14 protein-coding genes and 1 tRNA gene are annotated in these 17,191 nt (G+C 70.4%); 10 read left to right on the top strand and 5 right to left on the bottom strand.

Annotated elements, in window-relative coordinates:
• Both BKH32_RS01450 and trhA read right to left on the bottom strand, forming a co-directional pair.
• Positions 1-363: GreA/GreB family elongation factor (locus BKH32_RS01450; protein ID WP_075248298.1), on the bottom strand; the 363-nt coding region annotated here is incomplete at its 3' end.
• A 332-nt stretch (positions 364-695) separates the two neighbouring features.
• A complete protein-coding gene (gene trhA / locus BKH32_RS01455; protein ID WP_075248299.1) occupies positions 696-1,406 on the bottom strand; it encodes a PAQR family membrane homeostasis protein TrhA in 711 nt (236 codons plus the stop codon).
• Positions 1,407-1,789: 383 nt separating this feature from the next.
• On the opposite strand from trhA, the gene uppS reads away from it, so the two are divergent.
• Positions 1,790-2,614 (top strand): polyprenyl diphosphate synthase, encoded by an 825-nt coding sequence (gene uppS, locus BKH32_RS01460; RefSeq protein WP_075248300.1) that lies wholly within the window; start codon positions 1,790-1,792, stop codon positions 2,612-2,614.
• Positions 2,615-2,823: 209 nt separating this feature from the next.
• Here the strand turns inward: uppS and BKH32_RS01465 are convergent, their stop codons facing one another.
• Entirely contained in the window at positions 2,824-3,537 is a 714-nt protein-coding gene (locus BKH32_RS01465; protein ID WP_075248301.1) for a FadR/GntR family transcriptional regulator, read from the bottom strand.
• Positions 3,538-3,663: 126 nt separating this feature from the next.
• Here BKH32_RS01465 and BKH32_RS01470 point away from each other — a divergent pair, with 126 nt between their 5' ends.
• The 4 genes from BKH32_RS01470 (at position 3,664) to BKH32_RS01485 (ending at position 8,595) form a co-directional block, all read left to right on the top strand.
• Positions 3,664-4,191: a gluconokinase gene (locus tag BKH32_RS01470; protein ID WP_075248302.1), complete on the top strand. Its 528-nt coding sequence runs from the start codon at positions 3,664-3,666 to the stop codon at positions 4,189-4,191.
• A gap of 138 nt (positions 4,192-4,329) precedes the next feature.
• On the top strand, positions 4,330-5,742 hold the full coding sequence (locus BKH32_RS01475) for a GntP family permease (RefSeq protein WP_075248303.1): 1,413 nt from the start codon (positions 4,330-4,332) through the stop codon (positions 5,740-5,742).
• A 339-nt stretch (positions 5,743-6,081) separates the two neighbouring features.
• Positions 6,082-7,560, top strand: a complete 1,479-nt coding sequence (locus tag BKH32_RS01480) for a DEAD/DEAH box helicase (protein ID WP_075248304.1) — start codon at positions 6,082-6,084, stop codon at positions 7,558-7,560.
• A gap of 189 nt (positions 7,561-7,749) precedes the next feature.
• The gene (locus tag BKH32_RS01485; RefSeq protein WP_075248365.1) at positions 7,750-8,595 is read left to right on the top strand and encodes a hypothetical protein; all 846 of its coding nucleotides are present in this window, start codon (positions 7,750-7,752) and stop codon (positions 8,593-8,595) included.
• 440 nt (positions 8,596-9,035) lie between these two features.
• Here BKH32_RS01485 and BKH32_RS01490 read toward each other — a convergent pair.
• Positions 9,036-9,109 (bottom strand) — tRNA-Lys (locus BKH32_RS01490).
• A 187-nt stretch (positions 9,110-9,296) separates the two neighbouring features.
• On the opposite strand from BKH32_RS01490, the gene BKH32_RS01495 reads away from it, so the two are divergent.
• The 3 genes from BKH32_RS01495 to BKH32_RS01505 all read left to right on the top strand — a co-directional run bounded on the left by BKH32_RS01495 (position 9,297) and on the right by BKH32_RS01505 (position 14,382).
• On the top strand, positions 9,297-9,959 hold the full coding sequence (locus BKH32_RS01495; RefSeq protein WP_075248305.1) for a hypothetical protein: 663 nt from the start codon (positions 9,297-9,299) through the stop codon (positions 9,957-9,959).
• Positions 9,960-10,413: 454 nt separating this feature from the next.
• Positions 10,414-13,341, top strand: coding sequence for an RNA degradosome polyphosphate kinase (locus BKH32_RS01500; RefSeq protein WP_075248306.1), 2,928 nt, complete (start codon positions 10,414-10,416; stop codon positions 13,339-13,341).
• 12 nt (positions 13,342-13,353) lie between these two features.
• Positions 13,354-14,382, top strand: coding sequence for an NUDIX hydrolase (locus tag BKH32_RS01505; RefSeq protein ID WP_075248307.1), 1,029 nt, complete (start codon positions 13,354-13,356; stop codon positions 14,380-14,382).
• 95 nt (positions 14,383-14,477) lie between these two features.
• Here the strand turns inward: BKH32_RS01505 and BKH32_RS01510 are convergent, their stop codons facing one another.
• A complete protein-coding gene (locus BKH32_RS01510) occupies positions 14,478-14,807 on the bottom strand; it encodes a cell surface protein (protein ID WP_256690353.1) in 330 nt (109 codons plus the stop codon).
• Positions 14,808-15,004: 197 nt separating this feature from the next.
• Here BKH32_RS01510 and pstS point away from each other — a divergent pair, with 197 nt between their 5' ends.
• Both pstS and pstC read left to right on the top strand, forming a co-directional pair.
• Positions 15,005-16,078 (top strand): phosphate ABC transporter substrate-binding protein PstS, encoded by a 1,074-nt coding sequence (gene pstS, locus BKH32_RS01515; protein WP_075248308.1) that lies wholly within the window; start codon positions 15,005-15,007, stop codon positions 16,076-16,078.
• A gap of 98 nt (positions 16,079-16,176) precedes the next feature.
• Positions 16,177-17,190 carry a phosphate ABC transporter permease subunit PstC gene (pstC, locus tag BKH32_RS01520; protein WP_075248309.1) on the top strand — a complete coding sequence of 338 codons (1,014 nt, stop codon included), beginning with the start codon at positions 16,177-16,179 and terminating at the stop codon, positions 17,188-17,190.
• The last annotated feature ends 1 nt before the right edge of the window (position 17,191 follow it).

The following is a 17,191-nucleotide window of genomic DNA, read 5'->3' on the forward strand; positions in this document are numbered from 1 at the left end:
GACCTTGACGCCGTCGGGCACGTCCGCGGTGATCTCCTGGCCGCCCAGGGCGAAGACCTGCTCCTTACCGGCCACCTTCGCGGTGACGATGGTGCCGGCCGAGACCGAGCCGTCGTCGGCCGCCTCGCCGATCTGGGCGTTCTCCAGGGTCTCCTCGAGCTGGATGATGCGCGCCTCGTTGAGCCCCGCCTCCTCGCGGGCGGCGTGGTAGCCGGCGTTCTCCCGCAGGTCACCCTCCTGGCGGGCCGCCTCCACGCGCTGGGCGATCTCCTTGCGCTCGGTCGTCTTGCGGTGCTCGAGCTCGGCGGCCAGCCGGTCGTAGGCCTCCTGGGTGAGCCAAGTGCCCTGTGACTGCTCGGACATGGGTCCTCCTTGGATGACTGGTGATGGTCGCTCGGCAGCCGGTCGGGTCACCTTGCGACGACGACACCCGGCGGCTCCTCTCAGGGCCGACCGGGTTTGAAGCGCGAGTCTACGCCGCAGCCTGAGGGAATGCTGTGTGATTGGAGAAAGGTGCTGGAGTATTCCGGGGCTGCGGTCGGGCGGCGAGGCGGGCGATTCCGTGCCGGCCCACCTGATCGACGTCGTTGTGGGGTTCAGGGGACTCAGCGGGAAAAGTGGGTGGCTCGACGGCGTGGCGGGCCGTGTGCTGGGCTGGTTGCCTCAGCGGCCGCCTCCCGGCGGGCCTGTCCCGTCTAGCGCAGAACCGCCAGGAAGCAGGCCACGCACTGGCAGGCCCATGCGGCCACGGTGCACACGTGGAAGATCTCGTGGAAGCCGAACCAGCGCGGCGAGGGGTCGGGCGTCTTGCGGGCGTAGACGACGGCGCCCAGCGTGTAGGTCACGCCGCCGGCCACCAGCAGCCACACGATCGCGGGGCCGCCCGCCCGCCAGAACTGCGGCAGGAACCAGACCGCCACCCAGCCCAGGATGACGTAGAGGGCGGTGGTGAACCAGCGCGGGGCGTGCATCCACAGCAGGTTCGTGGCCGTGCCGATCGCGGCCCCCGCCCACACGATCCCCAGGACCAGGGTGGCCGTGCGCGTCGGCAGCAGCGCCGCCGACAGGGGCGTGTAGGTGCCGGCGATGAGCAGGTAGATGTTCGCGTGGTCGATCCGCCGCAGCGTGGCCGCGACCGTCGCCGGCCAGTGCCCGGTGCCGATGTGGTAGACGCCGGAGTTGGCGAACAGCAGCAGCGAGCACGTCAGGTAGACGGCGCAGGCCCACTTCAGGCCCGCTCCCGGCGCCAGCACCGTCAGCACGATGCAGGCCGCCAGGGCCAGCGGCGCGGTACCGGCGTGGATCCACCCGCGCAGCCTCGGCTTGACGGCGGCGATGACGCCCTTGGCGCTCGTGGACGCGGAGCGGCGCGAGGCCGGCGGCGTCGAAGGCGATGTCGGTGACATGGGCGTGAGCGTCCTTCTGGGTGGTGTGGGCCGGGGCCCGGTCGATGCTGAACCTTACGACTCCGTAGGTTACGTGAGCGTAGGTTGTGGTGGTAGCGGTCCGGACGGCGATGTGACGCGGCAGGCACGTTCGCGCGCGTCGGGAGGTTCCACGGCCGCCGCCGTCGTCGTGGGACCCGGTGTGATCGCGCGTCCTGACGTGCCTCTGCTGTGCCCCGGCAGCTCCGGGCGAACCTGATGGGCGGATTTGACCCGGCTGTTAGCCGACTTGTCCAGCGCAGGAGGGGTGTCGCGCGATAGCGTTGGAGGTGGCCCCGAGCCGTCGGGCCCCGCCCCTATCACTCCCCCCATCAACTCGACCGAGGAGCCCCGAGGAACACGGCATGGCAGGCGACAACCTCCTCTACGACATCTACGAGCGCCGGCTGGCTGCGCGCATCGACCCGGCCACGGTGCCCCACCACGTGGGTGTCATCCTCGATGGCAACCGCCGCTGGGCCAAGTCCATGGGCTTCGGGGCCGCGCAGGGACACAAGCGCGGCGCGGACAAGATCGAGGAGTTCCTCGGGTGGGCCGAGCAGATGGGGGTCCAGGTCGTCACCCTGTGGCTGCTGAGCACCGACAACCTCTCCCGCGACCCGGCCGAGCTCTCGCCCCTGCTGGACATCATCGCCCACGCCGTCGACGAGCTCGCCGAGACCGGCCGCTGGAGCCTGCGCCTCGTGGGCGCCGTCGACCTCCTGCCCGAGCCGCTGGCCGAGCGCCTGCGCGCCGCCGTCGTCCGCTCCCGGCCAATGGGCGCGGAGGCCTCTGAGTCGGGCGGGTCGGCGGGTGAGGCCGCCAAGGCTGCGGACGAGGACCGGCGCATGCAGGTCAACATCGCCGTCGGCTACGGGGGCCGGCAGGAGATCGCCGACGCCGTGCGCGAGCTGTTGCGTGAGCGGGCCGCCGCCGGGGCGAGCCTGGAGGAGGTGGCCGCCTCGCTCAGCGAGGAGGACATCACCGAGCACCTCTACACCAAGGGCCAGCCCGACCCCGACCTGGTCATCCGCACCTCGGGTGAGCAGCGCCTCTCCGGGTTCCTGCTGTGGCAGTCGGTGCACTCCGAGTACTACTTCTGCGAGGTCAACTGGCCGGCTTTCCGGCGCGTGGACTTCCTGCGGGCGCTGCGCGACTTCGCCAGCCGGGAGCGCCGCCTGGGCAGGTAGCCCGCGTCATCTTTTGACCGTTGGGGGCGGGTCTGGGGCCTCAGGTGTCACGAATGGCGACTTTTCCGTCGATTCTGCGGCCGTTGTTCCTGGGCTGTGCCGCGAAGTCGCAGGTCACGGCGTTTCGATGGTCGCCACGGCGAGTGCCTGCGCAGTGAATAGTCGCCCGGAGTGACACATGGGCCGATGCGGGCGTCCGCTGGTGGGGGTCAGGTCTCGAGGAAGCCGCGCAGGCCGCGTTCGAGCAGGGCGCTGCGCACCTCGGCAACGAGGTCTCGCATGGAGGACTCCGCCGCTGTGGCGTCCCCGGTCGCGATCGCGGCGGCGACTCGTTCGTGGAGCCTGAGCGCCTCAGGCTGAGGCACTTGTACCTGGCCGGTGAGTCTGGCCCGCCCGGAGAGCACCTCCGCGATGACGTCGGTCAGCGCCTTGAAGGTGTCGTTGTGGCTGGCTTCCAGGATGAGCCGGTGGAAGGCGATGTCGTCGTCGAGATAGGAGGCGACGTTGCCGGTGGTTCCCTTGGCTCGGATCGTGGCGGCCAGCGCCAACAGACCGGAGCGCTGCTCCTCGGTGGCTCGGCGGGCGGCTGCCGCGGCAGCGACAGGCTCGATGGCGGCGCGCAGCTCGGTCAGGGCGCCGAGCTTGGGGCCGTGCGGATCGGCCTCGAGCTGCCAGCGTACGAGCTGAGGCGCCAGGGCTGACCAGTGCTCGCGTGGTTGAACCGTAATGCCCACCCGACGTCGGGAGGCGACGATGCCGACGGACTCCAGGGCGTGGACACAGTCGCGCGCCAGTGTTCGGGAGACGCCGTAACGGGACTGGATCGCCTCCAGCGTCAGGCTCTGGCCCGGCGTCATCTCCCCGGTCACGATGGCGCGCCCGAGGGAGTCGAGAACGTCGCGACGTCGGTCGGTGGAGGACATGGATGTGCTTCCGGAGGAGTGGTGCGAGATGTCTGTGGGAGATGCTATCCGACCCTTTTAAAAGTACTACGTTTGAGGTAAATTCGTCATATCAGTTCACGACAACGGCGTCATCAAGGAGCAGACATGAGCCGATCCGTTGAGCACCTTGTCCTCATGGGAGTCTCCGGCTGCGGCAAGACCACGGCCGCGCTCAACCTTCACAACGCACTGGGCTGGCCCGTCGCCGAGGCCGACGACTTCCACCCCAAGGCCAACATTGACAAGATGAGCCGTGGCATCGCCCTGACCGACGAGGACCGCTGGCCCTGGCTGGAGTCCATGCGCGACTGGATGAGCGAGCGCGCCGCTGACGGCGTCAAGACGATCGTCACCTGTTCCGCGCTCAAGCGCTCCTATCGCGACCTGCTCTCCAGCGCGCAGGGGCGGGTCTTCTTCATCCATCTGCTCGCCCAGGCGGATGAGCTCCAGGAGCGTATGGCTCATCGTGAGGGGCACTTCATGCCCCTGAGCCTGCTGCCCTCCCAGTTCGCCGCCCTCGAGCCCCTGTCCGACGACGAGGACGGGGTCACCGTGGTCTCGCGGGCGACACCGGAGGAGACCTTCGAGGCGATCCTCACCGCACTCGAGCAGGCCTCGTCCGACGCCGTGTGAGCATCGTTCCTCACTGACGATCGCCCGCCTCCACACCAGCTGGCCGAGGTGCACGGCGCACAGCCACCCCCGCCCACTGAACCCGACACACGTACACCCCGTTCTCACCCCCACCTCCCAATGACAACGGAGACGACAATGACGTTCACTCTTCCCGCTCAACCGGTTGCGCTGCCGGCCGCAGACACCGTGAGCCACACGGACAATCACGTGCAGCTCATCGCGGCCGCCCTGCTTGGCATCACCTCGATCATCGTGCTCATCGTCTGGCGCAGGATGCACCCCTTCCTCGCGCTGACGCTGGGCTCGGCGGTCCTGGCCGTCGTCGCAGGCATCCCGCTGGCCGACACCTTCACCGCCTTCACCAAGGGAATGGGTTCCACGATCGGCGACGTGGGCACCCTCATCGCCTTCGGGGCGATCATCGGCCGTCTCCTCATCGACTCCGGCGGCGCCGACCAGATCGTCGACACCGTCCTGGCCCGCACTCCCGGCCCCCGCCTTCCCTGGGCGATGGCGCTCATCGCCTTCGTCGTCGGCATCCCGCTGTTCTTCGAGGTCGGCATCGTTCTGCTCATCCCCGTGGTCATGATCGTCGCCCGGCGGGCCCACCAGTCCCTCATCCTGCTGGGCGTGCCCGCCCTGGCCGGCCTGTCCGCGCTCCACGGCCTCGTGCCACCGCACCCCGGACCGCTCATTGCCATCAACGCCGTCAAGGCCGACCTGGGGCTCACCCTCGGACTGGGGCTGCTGGTCGCCGTGCCCACGGTCATCATCTCCGGGCCCGTCGCGGCCCGCTTCATGGCCAGATGGGTGCCGATTGAGGCGCCTGAGCCTCTGGGGGCCTCGGACGAGGAGCACGAGGGGCCACGTCCCGCCTTCGCGACCTCGATCACGGTGGTCCTGCTGCCCGTGGGACTCATGCTTCTGCGCACCGTCGTCGAGACCCTCGTCCCCAAGACCGGCGGCAACCCGGCAGTCCACGCGGCCCTGTTCGTGGGCAAGCCGATCGTCGCCCTGCTGATCACGGTTCTGGCGGCCATGTACCTCTTCGGGGTCCGCCTGGGGCTGGGCGCCGACGACGTCAGCGGGCGGGTCGGGGCCTCGCTCGGGCCCATCGCCGGGATCCTGCTCATCGTCGGGGCAGGAGGGGGGTTCAAGCAGACCCTCGTCGACTCAGGGATCGCCGACATCATCGCCGCATGGATCCAGCAGGCGGCCGTTCCCGCGCTCCTGGCCGGGTGGCTCGTCGCCGTCGCCGTGCGTCTGGCCACCGGATCGGCGACGGTGGCCACCATCACCGCGGCCGGGATCATGGCGCCGCTGGCCAGTCACATGCCGCAGACCGAGGTCGCTCTCCTCGTCCTTGCGATCGGCGCCGGCTCCGTCTTCCTCTCTCACGTCAACGACGCCGGCTTCTGGCTGGTCAAGGAGTACTTCGGGATGACCGTGGGGCAGACCTTCAAGACCTGGTCGCTGATGGAGACGATCCTGTCTGTCGTCGCGATGGCCACGATCAGCCTCCTCGCGCTCGCCCTGGGAGTCTTCTGAGGGGCCCTCAGGTGTCACGAATGGCGACTTTTCCGCTGGTTCTGCGGCCGCTGTTTCTCGGGCGTGCCGTAAAACCGCTGGTCATAGCGTTTCGCGGGCCGCCGCATCGAATGCTTGCACAGTGAATAGTCGCCCGTAGTGACACATTGCGGGATCTCGGGCAGGATGACTCCCTGGTCCGGGCGTCGCCCGGCCTGGCTGGTGCCCCGGTCCCGGCGCGCGTCGACTCACCTGACGTCCCGCGCCGTCGAACCGCGTACGCCGGCACCTCACGCACCGACGCGCACGCTGCCAGCGACACGCGCCGGCGTGCTCGCGGTCCCAAACGACAGGAACCTCGTGGCCGCACACCGCACCTCCGCCTCGCACCGCTTCGCCTCCGGGAAGACCCCGGCCGCGGGTGAGGCCACCTTCGCCGACCTCGGCGTGGACTCAGACCTCGCCGCCGACCTCGACGCCCGCGGCTTCACCGCGCCCTTCCCCATCCAGGCCGCCACCCTGCCCGACACCCTCGCCGGGCGCGACGTGCTCGGCCGCGGCCGCACCGGCTCGGGCAAGACCCTGGCCTTCAGCCTGCCGCTGGTCCAGCGCCTGGCCCAGCAGGACAAGGCCCGCCCCGGCCACCCCATCGGCCTGGTCCTGGCCCCCACCCGCGAGCTCGCCCTCCAGATCGCCGAGGTCATCGAGCCCCTGGCCCGCGTGGTCGACATGGACGTGACCACCATCTTCGGCGGGGTCTCCGCCAAGCCCCAGGAGAAGGCCCTCAAGGCGGGGGTCGACGTCGTCGTCGCCTGCCCCGGCCGGCTCCTGGACCTCATGGGGCAGGGACTCGTCAGCCTCGACGAGGTCGAGATCACCGTCCTGGACGAGGCCGACCACATGGCCGACCTCGGCTTCCTGCCGGGCGTCCGCCGCATCCTGCGCGCCACCCCGCAGCGCGGCCAGCGCCTCCTGTTCTCCGCCACCCTGGACAACGGCGTGGACACCCTGGTCAAGGAGTTCCTCCACGACCCGCTGCAGCACTCCGTGGACCCCTCGACCTCGCCCGTGGACGCCATGACCCACCGCGTGTGGATGGTCGCGGACAAGACCGCCAAGGACGGCATCGTGCGGCGCCTGGCCTCCGGGGAGGGGCAGCGCATCCTGTTCACCCGCACCAAGCACCTCGCCCGGCGCCTGGCCCGCAAGCTCGTCCAGGCCGGAATCCCCGCCGTCGAGCTGCAGGGCAACATGAGCCAGAACGCGCGCGAGCGCGCCATGCGGGCCTTCTCCACCGGGCAGGTGCACGTCATGGTCGCCACCGACATCGCCGCCCGGGGCATCGACGTCTCCGGTATCGAGCTCGTCGTCCACGTCGACCCGCCCGCCGAGCACAAGGCCTACCTGCACCGTTCGGGCCGCACCGCCCGCGCCGGGGCCGCCGGGAGCGTCATCACCCTGGTCCTGCCCGAGCAGAAGCACGATGTGCAGGTCCTGCTCAAGAAGGCGCGGATCCGCGCGGACATCGAGCGTATCCGTCCCGACGACGACACCGTGGCCGCCCTCGTGGGGCAGGTCGCCGAGGCCGTCGCGCTGGAGGACATGCCCGAGGGTGTGGCCATCAAGGGCGGCAGCCCCAGCGGGCGGGCCTCCACCGGACGACCGGGGCGCGGCCACGGTGAGTCGGGGCGCGGTCGGTCCGGTCGCGCCGGTCGCGGAGGTCGCAGCGGGGGAGCCCACGGTGGACGCGGCGGGAACACTGGGAACGGCGGGCGCAGTGCGAAGCGTCGCGGCTCCCGCGGTCGCGGAGCCAAGGGTGGTCAGGGCAGTCCCGCCTGAGGCGTCGCGTGGGGCGGCATCCGCTGCGAGCTCTTGGGTGTTGAAGGCGTCACGCTCTTGCTGAGCCTCTCCTCGCCCCGGCCGAGCAGAACCGGGATGCCGGTGCTACCGTCGAGTGGCTGACGGCGATCAGGAAGGTGGGTGGAGAGTGTGGCGGCGCACCTTTCGCGGCGAGCCCTGACCGGCGTGATGACGGGCCTCATCCTGGCCGGCTGCGCTTCTCGGGGGGTGCAGCGGGCGGTAGCGCACTCGACTCCGCCGTCGTACCTGCGCTTGCGAGGGGCCGGCGTCGCGCCGAGCCGGCGGCCGACGTCGGGAGACCTGTCGGTTCCTGCCGCGTTCCCCTACACCGACGACGAGGACGAGACCTCCGACTGCATCTTCTACGCGGCCACGGACGTACCAGTCGGACTGGTTGTCTACATCGACGGCGACGGGCAGTCCTTCCACAGTCAGGGGAACCAGCACTGGGACGAGAGGTCCCGTGGTGGCCTGGCCGGCGCCGGGGGAGTCGTCGAGGCGGCGGGCGCTCGCGGGTACGACGTGGTCTCGGTGCGTGCTCCCGGAGACGACGGGGCCTGGTGGCTGGAGGATCAGGACGGCAAGGTCCACTACCTGGAGCAGACGCTCGACTACGTGGTCGCCGAGTGCGGCGCCACCACGGACCGGGTCTGGCTCGTGGGCTACTCCGGAGGATCGGAGTTCATCAGCCAGTGGTTCTTCCCGGCCTACGCCGAGCGCATGGCGGGTGGGGGCTTCTTGCTCTTCGGGGGCGGCGACGCGCCCGAGGAGAAGGCGGCCTTCTCCTCAGGGGCCAAGGAGCGGCTCTCGCTGAGCTGGGTGACGGGAACCCGCGACGTGCCCAGCAACAGCCTCGAAGGATTCGATGGCATCGGGCACGCCCGCAACAGCCTGGCCTACTACCGATCGGCGGGCTTCGGTCACACCTGGAGCGAATGGCCCGACGACGACCACGGCAGCATCACCGAGAAGTTCGGCCGCTATGTCGGTCGCGTGCTTGACGCCGCACAATAGAGAAGCTGAGCCGTATTCACAGGACTAGCCGACGCCAGCATCTGCGCAGGTCACAGCACCTTCAACGGATGCTGCGAATAAGCCTCGCTGCCTCGGAGGTTGGATGCTGAGTCTCCGAAGCAGGCTGCGATCCACAAGGTGCGGTCCTCAGACCCGGGTTATGTCCTGTGGCTGAACGACCTGTGGCTGCGTGACCTGTGCTCACATCCGGCCACCTGGGCTGGCGCCGATTGAGCCTGGCCCAACATGGGTGTCCTCTCTTGTCCCTGCTGGCCGGGGCATCCACCCCAGGTGGATCGGTGCCACCTGAGCTCACCGGATTCCAGCAACCATCACGCAGCCCGAAAGCACGTGCCTGCAGGGCTACGTGAGGGTTCCGGCACCTTACGTCTCGGGCACGAGTAAGGCCCCGGTCCCTGGTGGGGCCGAGGCCGGCGGGGTACCCCCTGTGGGGCTCGAACCCACGACCTTCGGATTAAAAGTCCGCAGCTCTAACCAACTGAGCTAAGGGGGCGTGCCGACGGCCGGAAGCAGAGTCCAGACGCCATCGGCAGGGGCCAGCATAGCCGGACAACCGACCACCGTGTCGAACCGGCCTCACCGTCGGCCGGAAGTGAACCCGTGGGGGAGCGCCCATGCTCCCGCGAGACAATGGGTCTGCGCGTCGTCGCCGGCGCGCCCGCACCGCGTGAGGAGTCCCCATGGCCCGCCAGTTCCACCGCCCCGCCCGGCTCGACCCCGAGGCCGCCGAACAGATCGAGGGCAGCACCGACACCGCCGTCGCCTCCGAGCTCGCCCACCGCGCCGCCCAGGCCCTCATCGGCGGCTTCCCCAGCAGCGAGATCGAGGACGACCCCATCACCCGCTCCGGCATCGTCGCCGCGGTCGCCTCCAACGGCATCGACGACATCGCCGAGCTGTGGGCCGACTCCCCGGCCACCACCCTGCCCGGCACCCTGTGGCGCCTGTTCCTCGTGCGCGAGTGGATCCGCCGTGACCCCGAGCTCGTCGCCCGCCGCTACGCCACCGTCATCGACCTCACCGAGGCCGACGACACCACGAACGCCCGCCTCGAGTCCGCCCTCAGCGAGGCGCGCCCCGCACCCTCCCCGACCGACCTGCGCGAGCGCCTCGACGCCGTCCTGGCAGGCAGCGTCGAGGGCTCCGTCACCGAGATCGCCCCACTGCTGAGCGCCACCGCCGGATTCCTACGCGCCCTGGCGGCCGGCTCCAACCCCGTGTGGATCGAGGACGACACCGATGAGCTCGCCGACCGCGTCACCCGCCGCGACTCCGCCCTCCTGGCCACCGCCGAGGAGCTCACCGACGCCGCCCGCCGCGCCGCCGCCGGACTCCTCGACTGAGAGGGCCTTGCGTAGGGGCTATCCGGGCGCGGGATGTCCAAATCTGCAGCAAAGGCATCAGTCAGACTGGAACGTGCGAGGCAGAACCGCATGATTCCGCGGTTCTGTCAGCGTCCTGACCGGGCCTCAGGCTCCTTTGCTGCAGATTTGGACACGATCGGCACCATCGGCGAGATCATGAACGCTGCGTCGGCGCAGTACCCACGTGTATCGCTCCCGCTGCGTGCAGGAAAGCTGGCGCTCGGATGCGGTTGCCGCACAGCCGCTGTGCGAGGACTCGATCACCGTGAGGAATAGGGAAGTGCACCGCACGCGAGGTGGGGGAGCGCGAAGCGGGGTCGACTATCGGCCGTGAGTCCCGAAGAGCGGGCGGGAGCGGCGGAGCCTCGCATATTCGCCGAACCGGACCGGACCTCCGCCCCACAAGGCTGCCCGGACGTGGGACCATGTGGCCATGACCAACGACGCGCCCCACTCCGCCCCCACGCCGCTCTCCCGCTTCCTGGGCGGGTGGATGCGTCACCCCGGCCCTCAGGGACCCGAGCAGGTGGCCGACGACGCCGAGGCGACCGAGGTTGTTGAAGCCGCTGAAGCCGCTGAGGCCACTAAGTCCGCCGAGTCGGTGGTCTCGCCCGAGGCCGCGAGCACCGACGGGCCGGCCGTCTCCGCCGAGGTCGCCGGTCCCGACACCCGGGGCGGGCCCGGCGCCGCCCCGACCGCTCCCGGTGACTCGTCCGCCGGTGACGAGACCCCTGTGGGGCAGGAGGTCCCCGAGCGCGCCGATGCCTCGGGAGAATCCCCCGATCTGGCAGACCCAGCCGACCCCGAGGGCGCCGAGGAGACGGTCGAGGAGGAGCACATTATCGAGGTCGCCGACCCGCGCGACTTCGCCGATGACTCCGGCCCCCAGTACGAGGACGAGGACTTCGACGACATCGTCGACGGCGAGGGCGCCCCCGCCCCCGGCCCCATCGGCACCGCGACCCCCGCCATCGCCCCCTCCTTCATCACCTCCGCCAGCTCGCACTCGGCCCCGTCAGCCGCCGAGGCCCTGGCGACCCCGTCGACCACGGCGCCGGGGGACCGGGGCCTGTCCGCTCCCGGCAGCGCCCCCAGCTCGGGCCCCGCCGTCAGCTCCGCCAGCGCCCCCTCCGCAGCCTCCTCTGCGGCCTCCTCACTGAGCGCAGCCGGCGCGGCCGGTGTCGGCGCCGCCGATGCAGCGGCCTCGGCAGCCTCCGCTGACACCGCCCAGGTGGACCCCGAGGACCTCCTGCCGCCCCTGAAGTCCTTCAAGAACCGCTTCATCGACCGGGAGCTGACCTGGCTGGACTTCAACGAGCGCGTCCTGGAGCAGGCCGAGGACCACACCCTGCCCCTGCTGGAGCGCGCCTGGTTCCTGTCGATCTTCTCCTCCAACCTGGACGAGTTCTACATGGTGCGTGTCGCCGGACTCATGCGCCGCATCAAGGCAGGCATCACCCCGGTGCGCGCCTCCGGCCTGGACGCCCACCAGGTCCTGGCCCAGGTCACCAGCCGCACCAAGGAGCTCACCGCGCGCCAGGCCGCCCTCTTCCAGGAGGACATCCGCCCGGCCCTGGCCGAGCACAACGTGAGGATTCTGGGCTGGGACGAGCTCAACTCCGACCAGCAGGAGCGCCTGACTCGCTACTTCCGCCACCAGATCTACCCGGTCCTCACCCCGCTGGCGGTCGACCCCTCCCACCCCTTCCCCTACATCTCGGGCCTGTCCCTCAACCTCGCCGTCATCCTGCGCAACCCGCGCAGCGGCAAGGAGCACTTCGCCCGCATCAAGGTGCCCGACTCCCTGCCGCGCCTCATCCAGGTCCCCGGCCGCGAGCTCGACGCCGCGGACAAGGCCGCCGGCTGCGCCGTCATCCCCATCGAGATCGTCATCGGCCAGCACCTCGACCACCTCTTCCCGGGCATGGACATCCTGGAGCACCACCTCTTCCGGGTCACCCGCAACGAGGACCTCGAGGTCGAGGAGGACGACGCCGAGAATCTCCTCAAGGCCATGGAGAAGGAGCTCGAGCGGCGCCGCTTCGGCGACTGCGTGCGCCTGGAGGTGGAGGACACCATCTCCTCCTTCACCCGCCGCTACCTGGTGCGGGCCCTGGGCCTCAAGGCCGACGACGTCTTCGAGCTCCCCGCGCCTCTGGACCTGACCTGCCTCAACCAGCTCCACGACCTGGACATCCCCGACCTGAAGTACCCGCGCTTCGTGCCGGTGACGGCCGCGGGCCTGGCCGCCTACGAGTCCTCCTCCGCGCCGGACGTCTTCGCCGCCATGCGCGAGCACGACGTCCTCCTGCACCACCCCTACGACTCCTTCTCCACCTCCGTCCAGGAGTTCGTGGCCCAGGCCGCCGCTGACCCCAAGGTCCTGGCCATCAAGCAGACCCTCTACCGCACCTCCGGCGACTCCCCGATCGTGGATGCCCTCATCGAGGCCGCCGAGGCCGGCAAGCAGGTGGTGGCCATCGTGGAGATCAAGGCCCGCTTCGACGAGGAGGCCAACATCTCCTGGGCCCGCAAGCTCGAGCGCGCCGGCGTCCACGTCGTCTACGGCATGGTCGGCCTCAAGACGCACTGCAAGCTGCTGCTCGTCGTGCGCCAGGAGTCCGACGGTCTGCGCCGCTACTGCCACGTCGGCACCGGCAACTACCACCCCAAGACTGCCCGCGGCTACGAGGACCTGGGACTGCTGACCTGCGACCGCGACGTCGCCCAGGACCTGACCACCCTGTTCAACCAGCTCTCCGGCTACGCCCCGCGCGCCCGCTTCCGCCGCCTGCTCGTGGCCCCCCGTGGCCTGCGCGACGGGCTCGTGGAGCGCATTGAGCAGGAGATCGCCAACCGGAAGGCCGGCCTGCCCGCCTGGATCCGCATCAAGGTCAACTCCATCGTCGACGAGACCGTCATCGACGCCCTCTACCGCGCCTCGCGCGCCGGGGTACCGGTCGACATCGTGGTGCGCGGCATCTGCGGCCTGCGCGCCGGTGTCGAGGGCCTCAGCGAGAACATCCGCGTGCGCTCGATCCTGGGGCGCTTCCTGGAGCACTCGCGCATCTACGCCTTCGCCGGCGGTGGTCAGACCGAGCTGTTCATCGGCTCGGCCGACCTCATGCACCGCAACCTCGACCGCCGCGTCGAGGCCCTGGTGCGCATCACCGACCCCGCCATGGTCGAGGACCTCGAGTGGCTGGTCACCCACTGCGCCTCCGACGACGTCGCCTCCTGGCACCTCCAGCCCGACGGATCCTGGGAGCGTCGCCTCCTCGACGCCGAGGGCAACCGCCTCGAGGACATCCAGGACAGCCTCATGGCCCGGGCGCGCTCGCGCGTCAAGGGCCGGCACTGAGACGGCCGTGCTATGAGCTCCTCCAGCAGGAAGAACGGCTCGCGCGAGACCGTGAAGGCCGCCGGCGCCCTCGTGTGGCGTGAGAACGGCAAGCACCTCGAGGTGCTCCTGGTCCACCGTCCCCGCTACGATGACTGGTCCATCCCCAAGGGCAAGGTCGAGCCCTGCGAGTCGGTGCGCACCTGCGCCGTTCGTGAGGTCGCCGAGGAGACCGGCGTCCAGGTGATCCTGGGCCAGCCCCTCAGCCGCGTGCGCTACAAGCTCGCCGACGGCTCCCGCAAGGAGGTCCACTACTGGGCCGCCCGCGTCGCCCCCGACTCCTCGGCCGCCGTCGCCGCCCGCTGCGCCGTCAAGCCCGCCTCGACCAAGGAGATCGACGACGCCGAGTGGCTGCGCGTGGGGCAGGCCCGCAAGCGCCTGACCTACTCCTACGACCGCGACCTGCTCGGCGAGCTCGTCGACCTGTGGGAGGACGGCAAGCTCGACACCTGGACCCTGGTCCTCGTGCGCCACGGCCGCGCCGTCAAGCGCTCCGTGTGGAACCGCCCCAAGGAGCGGGACAAGGAGACCGACGAGGCCACCCGCCCCCTGACCCACGACCAGGGCGAGACCCGGGCCCGCGCCCTCGTCCCGATCCTGGCCGCCTACGGGGTCGGGCGCGTCCTCACCAGCCCCTGGAAGCGCTGCGTGGACACGGTCGCCCCCTACGCCGCGGCCGCGGGCCTGGACCTGGAGACGGCCGGGGCGCTGACCGAGATGGCCCACGCCCAGAGCCCCAAGGGGGTTCGCTCCGTGGTCAAGAAGGTCCTGCGCGTGCGCGAGGAGCCGACGGCGCTGTGCACCCACCGCCCGGTCCTGCCCACCATCATGGAGGTCGTCTCCCAGTACGCCCCCGGCAGGCTCCTGCGCTCCGTGCCCGACCGGGACCCCTGGCTCAAGACTGGTGAGATCCTCGTGGTCCACATGGCCCGCCGCCCCCGCGGCAAGATCCGCGCCGTCGCCATCGAGAAGCAGCGCCCGGTCCTGTCCGAGGGGCGCTGACCAGACCGATCTCTGCTGGGAGAACTATGGGCTCGCGGGTTACCAGGATTCTCCGGTAACCCGCGAGCTGATTCCCCTCTTGAGATGACGGAATGCTACTGGTGGGTGACGTGGTCGTGCGGTAACGCCCCGTTGATCACATCCGGCTGCTGGGGCACGTGGCGGCGGGACCTGCGCCATGCCAGGAAGGCGAGGACGTCAAGGGCCAGGAGGCTGAGCAGTGAGGCGTGCGCGGCGAACCAGAACGGTATGGCGTGGGGCAGCAGCTGGCTGGGGTCGAAACCGTGCTCCTCGGCACGGTTGACCGCCGCGGTGTCGGCATTGCTCCACAGCACGAAGAAGCTGATGACCGAGGCGTTGAGCGCCGCCAGCACGGAGAGGAACGCGGGGCGTGAGGAGATCGTGAGGTTGCTGTCATGCGTCATGTCGATGTCCTTACTTCTGAAGCGGTCGTCTCCCCACCACCGTATCGAAGTATGACCGTCCTCACGGGAGGTGTTTACCAACCGTTTACCCCGGTCACCCGGAACCTTCATCCGGGGCGCCTATCGTGACCGCTGCCTGACCATCACCCGGTATTCGACTGGACCCCCGACCCCCTCTGACTGAGCGAGGAGAGCCCGTGCTCCTGACCCGTCGCGGCGCCCTGGGCGCCCTGAGCGTGGCCACCCTGACCGCGCTGACCGCCTGCGGGCGCGATGCCGGCGCCCCCGACCCCGACGCCTCCAGCGACCTGGTGGGGGAGATCCGCGGCGCGGGCGCCACCTCCCAGTCCGACGCGCAGGACGCCTGGATGAACACCTTCATGGGCGCCAACCTGCGCGCCACCGTCGACTACGCCGGCGGCGGCTCCGGGGCCGGGCGCACCAAGCTCGTCGAGGGCGCCATCGACTTCGCCGGCACCGACACCCCCATGACCGTCGACGAGATCAGCAGGATCGGCGGCGCCGTCGAGCTGCCCCTCTACATCTCCCCGATCGCCGTGGCCTACAACCTGCCCGGCTTCACCGGCGAGTCCCACGTCAACATGACCGGCGAGGTCCTCGCCAAGGTCCTCTCCGGGGCCATCACCCGCTGGAACGACCCCGCCCTGGCCACCCTCAACCCCGGAGCCGCCCTGCCCGACCAGCGGATCATCGTCGTGGGCCGCTCCGACGACTCCGGCACCACCAAGGCCCTGACCACCTACCTGGCCACCGTCGCCCCCAAGGCCTGGCCCCACGAGCCCGAGGAGACCTGGCCGCTGCGAGGCGGCCAGTCCGGCGACGGCACCGCCGGCATGATCCAGACCGTCTCCGCGGCCACCGGCACCATCGGCTACGCCGACGCCTCCAAGGTCCCCGCCACCCTGGGCACCGTCGCCGTCGGCAGCAACGGGGCCTACGTGCCCGTCTCCGCCAAGGCCGCGGCCGCCGCCCTCGACGCCGCCACCCTGGGCGCCGAGGCCGACGAGACCCGCCTGCTCTACCAGCCCAGCCACGACGCCGAGGGCGCCTACCCCATCGTCCTGGTCTCCTACCTCGCCGCCCGCCTGCGCTACGACGACGCCCAGATCGCCGCCGTCGTCAAAGCCTACCTGCGCTTCGCCGCCTCCACCAGGGGGCAGGACGCCTCCACCAAGGCCACCGGCTGCGCCCCCATCACCCGCCAGATGCGCGAGAAGATCAACGCCGCCATCGACAAGATCGCCGCCTGAGGCCGCCCGGCCGGCCACCCCGACGCCGCACGAACCACATGACCAGCCAGCACCCACCCGCCCAGCCGCCGCCCCAGACACCCCGAGGAGGGTCAGCCGTGGCCAGCACCACCGCACCGTCGTCGCCGCCCCCAGCGGGCGCCGCGACCGCCTCCAGCAGCGCCGACGACGCCATCATCCAGCCCGGCAAGGCCCCCGGGCAGACCGGCAACCGGATCTTCACCGGACTGTCCTTCGGCGCCGGCACCCTCATCATGGTGGTCCTCGCCCTCGTGGCCGCCTTCCTCATCCGGGAGACGCTGCCCGCCCTGACGGCCTCGCGCCAGACCCTGGAGTCGGTCTCCTTCATGCGCGACCGCAGCCTGTGGGGCTACGTGGCTCCGCTCGTCTTCGGCACGCTGCTGTCCTCGACCATCGCCCTGGGCGTCGCGGTGCCGCTGAGCATCGGGGTGGCCCTGTTCATCTCCCACTTCGCCCCGCGTCGCCTGGCCCAGGCCCTGGGCTACATGGTGGACCTGCTGGCCGCGATCCCCTCCGTGGTCTTCGGTCTGTGGGGCTTCCTGTGGCTGGTGCCCCTGCTCGACCCCATCAACACCTGGCTGAGCGACAACCTCGGCTTCATCCCGCTGTTCGCCGACTACACGGCCCCGGCCAAGAACATCACCACCGCCTCCCTGGTCCTGGCCGTCATGATCCTGCCGATCATCACCGCCACCATCCGCGAGATCTTCCTCCAGACGCCCACCCTCCAGGAGGAGGCCTCCCTGGCTCTGGGGGCCACCCGCTACGAGATGATCCGCCAGGCCGTCCTGCCCTTCGGCCGCTCCGGCATCATCTCCGCCTCCATGCTGGGGCTCGGTCGCGCCCTGGGGGAGACCATGGCCGTCCTCATGATCCTCTCACCCGGCATGGGGCTGAACCTCCGAGTCCTCCAGGCCGGCCAGCACCAGACCATCGCCGCCAACATCGCCTCGCAGTTCCGCGAGGCCTACGGGCTGAGCGTCAACGTGCTCATCGCCACCGGCCTGGTCCTGTTCATCATCACCTTCGCGGTCAACTCCCTGGCGCGGTGGATCATCGCGCGCCGCTCCGAGTTCTCAGGAGCCAGCTGAC

Source organism: Actinomyces oris (genome assembly GCF_001929375.1).
In the GTDB taxonomy this organism is placed as follows: domain Bacteria; phylum Actinomycetota; class Actinomycetes; order Actinomycetales; family Actinomycetaceae; genus Actinomyces; species Actinomyces oris_B.

Excerpts from the sequence above, each read along its gene's own strand:
- BKH32_RS01470 (WP_075248302.1), top strand. The coding sequence starts at position 3,664 with ATGAGCCGATCCGTTGAGCACCTTGTCCTCATGGGAGTCTCCGGCTGC.
- BKH32_RS01505 (WP_075248307.1), top strand. The coding sequence starts at position 13,354 with ATGAGCTCCTCCAGCAGGAAGAACGGCTCGCGCGAGACCGTGAAGGCC.
- BKH32_RS01500 (WP_075248306.1), top strand. The coding sequence starts at position 10,414 with ATGACCAACGACGCGCCCCACTCCGCCCCCACGCCGCTCTCCCGCTTC.
- BKH32_RS01510 (WP_256690353.1), bottom strand. The coding sequence starts at position 14,807 with ATGACGCATGACAGCAACCTCACGATCTCCTCACGCCCCGCGTTCCTC.
- BKH32_RS01475 (WP_075248303.1), top strand. The coding sequence starts at position 4,330 with ATGACGTTCACTCTTCCCGCTCAACCGGTTGCGCTGCCGGCCGCAGAC.
- trhA (WP_075248299.1), bottom strand. The coding sequence starts at position 1,406 with ATGTCACCGACATCGCCTTCGACGCCGCCGGCCTCGCGCCGCTCCGCG.
- BKH32_RS01485 (WP_075248365.1), top strand. The coding sequence starts at position 7,750 with ATGACGGGCCTCATCCTGGCCGGCTGCGCTTCTCGGGGGGTGCAGCGG.
- uppS (WP_075248300.1), top strand. The coding sequence starts at position 1,790 with ATGGCAGGCGACAACCTCCTCTACGACATCTACGAGCGCCGGCTGGCT.
- BKH32_RS01495 (WP_075248305.1), top strand. The coding sequence starts at position 9,297 with ATGGCCCGCCAGTTCCACCGCCCCGCCCGGCTCGACCCCGAGGCCGCC.
- BKH32_RS01465 (WP_075248301.1), bottom strand. The coding sequence starts at position 3,537 with ATGTCCTCCACCGACCGACGTCGCGACGTTCTCGACTCCCTCGGGCGC.